Here is a 6643-nt window from a genome sequence, read left to right on the forward strand (position 1 = left end):
CAAATTTTTCTTTAGACATGAGTGGTCCCTCTAGGTACGGATTTAGGTGGCCCAAATTGACCACGCAACCAAAAAAAGATAATTGGTAAATCTAATATCAAAAGGAAATAAACTTGAGAGCTGGTGCTGATAGGCAGACTCGAACTGCCGACCTCATCCTTACCAAGGATGCGCTCTACCACCTGAGCTATATCAGCACTCAAATTAGAGTGGAGCGGGCAGCGGGAATCGAACCCGCATCATCAGCTTGGAAGGCTGAGGTAATAGCCATTATACGATGCCCGCAACACGTAACTCTGAGAGCTATTTCCTAAAGAATATGGTGGAGGGGGACGGATTCGAACCATCGAAGGCAGTGCCGGCAGATTTACAGTCTGCTCCCTTTGGCCACTCGGGAACCCCTCCAAATTTTCAAGCCATTCAGACTACTAAAGGAAAGAATGGTGCCGACTACCGGAATCGAACTGGTGACCTACTGATTACAAGTCAGTTGCTCTACCTACTGAGCTAAGTCGGCATAAGTGGTGCGCATTCTATTGAATGATTTTCTAGGTTGCAATAGTAATTTGAAAAAAAATCATAAATTTCGATTTTTTAGATTCGTTTGCTGCAAATTCGTACAAACTTAGCTTTTTTAAAGTAAACTTCGACCTTTGTCGTTTGCTTTGAAGTTCGCTTGATGTATGTTCTTGCTTCTATTAAACCAAGGATAAAAGAGACCCATGAGTCCATTTTTGTCATTTGACCGTGCAAATTGGGCCGAGTTAAGAAACTCTGTACCGATGACACTTTCTGAAGACGACTTGACTGCGCTTCAGGGCATTAATGAAAACCTAACCATGGAGGAAGCGGTAGAGATCTACCTTCCTTTGTCTCGTCTTTTGAATCTGTATGTCCAGGCTCGTCAAAGCCGCAATTCCGTATTACAACAATTCTTAAATACAGAGGAACATGCTCCCCCTTTCGTAATTGGTATCGCTGGCAGTGTTGCTGTAGGCAAAAGTACGACTGCTCGTATTCTAACGGCATTGCTTTCTCGTTGGGAGAATCATCCCAAAGTGTCCTTGGTTACAACAGATGGCTTCCTATATCCGAAAAAAGTACTAGAAGAACGCGGTATCATGCATCGTAAAGGCTTCCCAGAATCCTATGATATCAAGCGCTTAGTCGAGTTCATGTCTGACGTAAAGGCAGGAAAGCCCGATCTTGAAGTACCCATCTACTCTCACATCACGTATGACATTACTGATGAACTAAGAAAAGTGGATAGACCGGATGTTCTTATTATTGAAGGTTTAAACGTTCTGCAAAGTGGAATGGACTATCCACATGACCCGCATCGTGTCTTCGTATCTGACTTTTTAGATTTTTCAATTTATGTCGACGCAGAAACAGAGACCATTGAACATTGGTACATAGAACGCTTTTTAAAGTTTCGCCAAGGGGCCTTTACGAAACCAGGCTCTTATTTTAGCCACTACACACAACTCTCTGTCGATGACGCAAAGAAAAAAGCAAAGCAAATTTGGCATGATATTAATGGGCTCAATTTAGAATTGAATATTCTTCCAACTCGTGAGAGAGCCCACTTGATTCTACACAAAGGCGTTAACCACTTGGTTGATAAAGTCTCGTTGCGAAAGTAATCGAAGCTTAGTCACTTTTACGCAACGAGATTTCACCACCAATATAAGTCTCTAGTCCTTGGGAGGTTTCGATTAATATTCCACCTTGATGATCGATGCCTCGAACGACGCCATGTACCTCTCTAGGCCCAATAAGCAGTTTGACCTGACGATTAAGGAAATTGTCTAACCGATTCCAACGTTCGATAAAGCCAGTAAGCCCTTTCATTTCATATTCGACAAGTGCAGAATTCCAATGCTTGATAATAGTCATTGCTAGAACATTTCTATCGATCTTGAGACTCTGATTTACTTGGTTCAACGTGGTCCATGGCTGGTCAATCTCAGGCTGGTCGTCAGGCATTCCAATATTCAGGCCCATCCCAATCACTAGATGAGCAGCCCCACCGGCCTGACCCGACATTTCAACCAAGATTCCGGCCAGTTTTTTATCTTGATAATACAAGTCATTCGGCCACTTGAGTTTAACACCTTGTATGCCTACTTCTTCCAGAGCTTCCACTGCGGCAATCCCAATCACCAAGCTCAAGCCCATTGCCGCAGCCATTCCCGCATCCAGTCGCCAATACATAGAGAGATATAAGTTAGAGCCAAACGGTGAGACCCATTGTCTACCACGGCGACCACGACCTTGCGCTTGATATTCAGCAATACAAACACGGCCCTTTTCCGAATCCGCGACTCTGTCGAGCAAATACTGGTTCGTTGAGTCAATCACAGGGACAAGTTCAACAAGTGACTCCGAGCTAGTGGTAAGGAGTGTCTCGTCTAACAGCTGCAATGGTGAAGCTAATTGGTAACCACGCCCTTGCACTCGATAAATATCAATACCCCATTCACTAAGACCTTTAATGTGCTTAGCGATTGCCGCTCTAGAAACATTAAGATCGTCGCCCAACGCTTCTCCTGAATGAAACTCTCCATCACTTAATAACTTTAAAATATGAAGTTTCGTAGAGTGATCTTTTCTCATCTAGATGCCTCGATCTGAGTCAAATTGGTCTCCCCGGTACGATTGAGAAAGCGTACTTCATGCTCAAGTATGATTTGGTATTTGTCCCATACTGTCTGCTTCACTAAAGAAGCAAGCGCGACAATGTCATCAGCACTACAATTATCTATGTTGGTCAAAACCAAAGCTTGCATAGGGTTGACCTGCGCACCATGTACAGACTTCCCTTTTAATCCACACTGATCAATAAGCCAACCAGCGGCAATTTTCATTCCTCCAGAAGCTGGGTAGGCCACTACGTTAGGGTATTTTTTTGTGAGTCGATCATAGTGATCTTGCGTGATCACTGGGTTTTTAAAGAAACTACCTGCGTTACCTATCTTGGTTGGGTCTGGCAGTTTTGCCTTTCGCACTTGGCATACTCGTTCGAAGATAGAAGCAGGGCTGAGTTGTTCTTCTGGGATACTTTGTAAAGGACCGTACTGGTTAATCGGCTGCCATTGCTTCGCCAACTTAAGCCCTAATGCGGTGATAAAGCACTTTCCGTGCAACGCATGTTTAAATATGGAATCCCTATAGGCAAACTCACAGTCTTGGGCGTGCATTCTTTTGTTTTCAAACGTAGTTATATCAAGAACATCTACATAATCACAGATGTCTTTTAGCTCTAGGCCATACGCACCAATGTTCTGAATAGGAGCCGAGCCAGCACAACCTGGAATCAAAGCTAAGTTCTCGATCCCACCGATCCCCTGATTCACACACCAGGAAACCAATTCAGGCCAATCTTCACCACCGGCAATATGTAATAGGTAGTGCTCATCCGTTTCCGTGACTTCTTTACCCATGATTCGATTAACAATCACTAATCCCTCAAAATGTTCTGTAAAAAGAACATTACTTCCTTTACCTAAAAAAAGTTTCGGTAAATGGGTGAATCTTGGGTTTTGAAATAGCTCAATAACATCTTCAAGCGACTCAACGATAGCTAAATAGGAACACGATTGTTCAATTCCAAAAGTATGGTAAGCCTTTAGGCTCGCATTTGTTTTAATTTGCATAGTAGGTTTGCAACACCAGATAAGATTCTCTTAAACTGTCGACATTCTACATTAGTTATCTTTTAACCGCAGTGACAATACCAGACTCATTAATCATAGAAGTGTTAAATCCCATCAAGCTCCCCCTCATTAAGAAACTATACAAAGCGTATTACCCTGCGGGTCGAGCCAAAAAAGATGAATTGATCATTACAGCAAGCCATAAGGGTGAAATCATTGCGTTACTACGTTTAAAAAGTGTAGATAAAGTTCGTCTGTTGACAGGAATGTTGGTCATTCCGAAAGTTAGGGGAACAGGGATTGGAAAAAAACTACTAACTCATTGTAAAAACAATGTTTTCACTGATGGAGATTATTGCTTCGCGTTTACACATCTCGAATCCTATTATTCCAAGCATGGATTCACAACAATTGATTGCTCTGAGCTACCACACCCGCTAAAAATGGCATTTCAACGTTACGTAGATAGCGGTAAAGATCTCATTCCAATGCAATTCATCTCTTCAACGACATCAAAACGCGTGCTTTTGTAGCCAGGTAAATCATATCTTTGATAAAATGGCAGGTTCGCAATATTGCACTAAACTAAGGTACTCATACCGATATGATAGTAAGTAGGAATCCATTCGAACAGTTGCCAAGTCTCGCTGTCAATCCGGAAGACTTTGATGTTCTGTATTCAGCAGAATCATTCAGAACCCGTCTTTTAGATGCTATCAGCAAAGCAACGTCGCGAATTTACCTAGTCGCTCTATATCTGGAAGATGATGAAGCTGGACGTGAAATTCTCACTGCGCTTTATGAAGCGAAACAGCGCAATCCTGGGTTGGACATCAATATCTGTGTCGACTGGCATCGAGCGCAGCGTGGCCTGATTGGTGCGGAGACATCTGAGGGTAATTCAGCGCTTTACAAAGCATATGCCAGCAAGTACCAACACCCAATCCCTGTCTATGGCATACCAGTGCGTGGCAGAGAAGTTTTTGGGGTACTGCATTTAAAAGGCTTCATTGTCGATGATACTGTTATCTACAGTGGGGCGAGCTTAAATAACGTTTATCTCCATTATCATGAACGTTATCGATTTGATCGTTACCATGTGATTCGACATGAATCTTTAGCGAATTCAATGGTGCAATTCATTCAGGAAGAAATGATTGCTCACCCTGCCGTTAATGATCTTGCAGGAAAAGATAAACCAGAAACCAAAGAAATAAAGTCGGCGATTCGCCAACTGAGGGCTTCTCTTGCTCAAGCCAACTATAAGTTTGAAGACCAAGCTGCAACAGAAGAAAGTGTAAAAGTCACTCCGTTAGTTGGGCTAGGCAAACGCCGTAATCTGCTCAATCAACAGATTGTAAAGTTATTGGCAGCAGCCCAAGACGAAATTTTCATTTGTACGCCTTACTTTAACTTCCCTAAAGCACTTCATCGTGAAGTGAAACGAGCCATGAAGCGTGGTGTGAAAGTAACTATTGTTGTGGGTGATAAAACCGCCAACGACTTTTACATTGCACCTGAGGAAGACTTTAAAACCATTGGCGGACTTCCATATCTTTACGAAGTGAATTTGCGTCGCTTTGCGAAAGCCAATGAAGCGAATATCGCCGCACGTAAATTGTCAATTCACCTATGGAAGCATGACAATAACAGCTTCCACCTTAAGGGCATTTGGGTTGATAAACGCTATATGCTACTTACTGGGAATAACCTAAATCCACGTGCTTGGTCACTCGACCTAGAAAATGGGCTACTCATACAAGACAATTATGCGAAGCTCACTGAGAAGTTTGAAGACGAAGTTTCGCGTATTCTTGAGCATACTCACCTTATCTGTACTTATAAGCAATTAGAGAAAGTAGAAGACTATCCTATAGGGGTACAGCGACTGGTCAGAAAAATTACCCGCCTAAAGGCAGATGGTGTTTTAAAACGTATTCTTTAGACATCATTTCTCGCTCTAAAGTACGTCGAGATTTTATACTAAGCCAACCGCTTTAGCAGTTGGCTTTTTCATATAATCCATTTGGAATACTTAACTATTTTCTAGTACCGCTAGTGAGCACATAACCACTTAGATCTAGAGCGACTCTCTTAATGGGTTTGAGCTTTGACGTTTGTGAGTATTCCGCATAGCTTACAGCCTCGAGCTAAGCTACCCCTCTCTGTTCTGGCGCTTCTTGCCCTTTGGCGATATATTTTTTCTGAGACTCATCAAATGTTCAGCGTCGAAAATTATCACCTCGCTAATGAAGAGCTCCTTCAATCTTTCATCTTCCAATTCGTTTTTTCTTTCTCATCAAGATTCAAGTCGTTGAACGCCTTTGAATACCATAGATTACTTAGGCTTGTTTGTAGGTCATATTGCCTTTCCACAGCATCAACGGCCTATATTATTAGAGCCTAGTGTGTAATTACGCAGAGTTCGCTTAGTAGGGATTATGTGAAATAGTCTAGTTAGGTGTATAAACACTCTTCAGGGAAACGTCGCAGTAGAAACGAAAAAAGCCCCAGTCTTTAGACTGGGGCTTAATATAAGTGGCGGAGTGGACGGGACTCGAACCCGCGACCCCCGGCGTGACAGGCCGGTATTCTAACCAACTGAACTACCACTCCGCAGTGGTATCACTCGCTTTAATAAGCAAGCGTCCAAAATTTAAAGCCTGGCGATGTTCTACTCTCACATGGGGAAGCCCCACACTACCATCGGCGCTATTTCGTTTCACTTCTGAGTTCGGCATGGAAATCAGGTGGGTCCAAAACGCTATGGTCGCCAAGCAAATTCTTTAATCTGGAAAGCTGTTTTTTAATTCTCGTTCTTACACATTCAACGTTCTTTCATTGAGTCCATCAAAACCCCTTGGGTGTTGTATGGTTAAGCCTCACGGGCAATTAGTACAGGTTAGCTCAACGCCTCACAACGCTTACACACCCTGCCTATCAACGTCGTAGTCTACGACAACCCTTTAGGATACTTAAAGTAT

5 protein-coding genes, 5 tRNA genes and 2 rRNA genes are annotated in these 6643 nt (G+C 42.8%); 3 read left to right on the forward strand and 9 right to left on the reverse strand.

The genetic code is table 11. The annotated features are described in order from the left end of the window. Positions 1–121 precede the first annotated feature (121 nt). From KI742_RS22865 to KI742_RS22880, 4 genes are all read right to left on the reverse strand, one after another. Positions 122–197: transfer RNA gene (locus KI742_RS22865), tRNA-Thr, on the reverse strand. 13 nt (positions 198–210) lie between these two features. Continuing rightward, positions 211–285, reverse strand: a tRNA-Gly gene (locus KI742_RS22870). A 35-nt stretch (positions 286–320) separates the two neighbouring features. Beyond that, positions 321–405: transfer RNA gene (locus tag KI742_RS22875), tRNA-Tyr, on the reverse strand. A 36-nt stretch (positions 406–441) separates the two neighbouring features. Beyond that, positions 442–517, reverse strand: a tRNA-Thr gene (locus KI742_RS22880). A gap of 205 nt (positions 518–722) precedes the next feature. Between KI742_RS22880 and coaA the strand changes: the two genes are divergently transcribed. Further along, positions 723–1646, forward strand: coding sequence for a type I pantothenate kinase (coaA, locus tag KI742_RS22885; protein ID WP_213886991.1), 924 nt, complete (start codon positions 723–725; stop codon positions 1644–1646). Positions 1647–1653: 7 nt separating this feature from the next. Here coaA and birA read toward each other — a convergent pair whose 3' ends face one another. Then, positions 1654–2619, reverse strand: a complete 966-nt coding sequence (gene birA / locus KI742_RS22890) for a bifunctional biotin--[acetyl-CoA-carboxylase] ligase/biotin operon repressor BirA (RefSeq protein WP_285384818.1) — start codon at positions 2617–2619, stop codon at positions 1654–1656. Further along, positions 2616–3659, reverse strand: a complete 1044-nt coding sequence (gene murB / locus KI742_RS22895) for a UDP-N-acetylmuramate dehydrogenase (RefSeq protein WP_285384819.1) — start codon at positions 3657–3659, stop codon at positions 2616–2618. Before murB ends, birA begins: the two co-directional genes overlap by 4 nt. A gap of 101 nt (positions 3660–3760) precedes the next feature. Here murB and KI742_RS22900 point away from each other — a divergent pair, with 101 nt between their 5' ends. Both KI742_RS22900 and pssA read left to right on the forward strand, forming a co-directional pair. Next, a complete protein-coding gene (locus KI742_RS22900; protein WP_017821963.1) occupies positions 3761–4192 on the forward strand; it encodes a GNAT family N-acetyltransferase in 432 nt (143 codons plus the stop codon). Between the two features lie 71 nt (positions 4193–4263). Then, complete coding sequence (pssA, locus tag KI742_RS22905; RefSeq protein WP_005388686.1) at positions 4264–5604, forward strand: CDP-diacylglycerol--serine O-phosphatidyltransferase; 1341 nt, start codon at positions 4264–4266, stop codon at positions 5602–5604. A gap of 594 nt (positions 5605–6198) precedes the next feature. Here pssA and KI742_RS22910 read toward each other — a convergent pair. From KI742_RS22910 to KI742_RS22920, 3 genes are all read right to left on the reverse strand, one after another. Then, positions 6199–6275, reverse strand: a tRNA-Asp gene (locus KI742_RS22910). A gap of 45 nt (positions 6276–6320) precedes the next feature. Continuing rightward, positions 6321–6437: ribosomal RNA gene (gene rrf / locus KI742_RS22915) — 5S ribosomal RNA — on the reverse strand. 93 nt (positions 6438–6530) lie between these two features. Next, positions 6531–6643 (reverse strand): 23S ribosomal RNA (locus KI742_RS22920); the annotation flags it as partial.

This window comes from Vibrio sp. D417a, assembly GCF_030248595.1.
GTDB lineage: Bacteria > Pseudomonadota > Gammaproteobacteria > Enterobacterales > Vibrionaceae > Vibrio > Vibrio alginolyticus.

Coding starts and splice junctions, on each gene's coding strand:
- coaA (WP_213886991.1), top strand. CDS start 723: ATGAGTCCATTTTTGTCATTTGACCGTGCAAATTGGGCCGAGTTAAGA.
- birA (WP_285384818.1), bottom strand. CDS start 2,619: ATGAGAAAAGATCACTCTACGAAACTTCATATTTTAAAGTTATTAAGT.
- murB (WP_285384819.1), bottom strand. CDS start 3,659: ATGCAAATTAAAACAAATGCGAGCCTAAAGGCTTACCATACTTTTGGA.
- pssA (WP_005388686.1), top strand. CDS start 4,264: ATGATAGTAAGTAGGAATCCATTCGAACAGTTGCCAAGTCTCGCTGTC.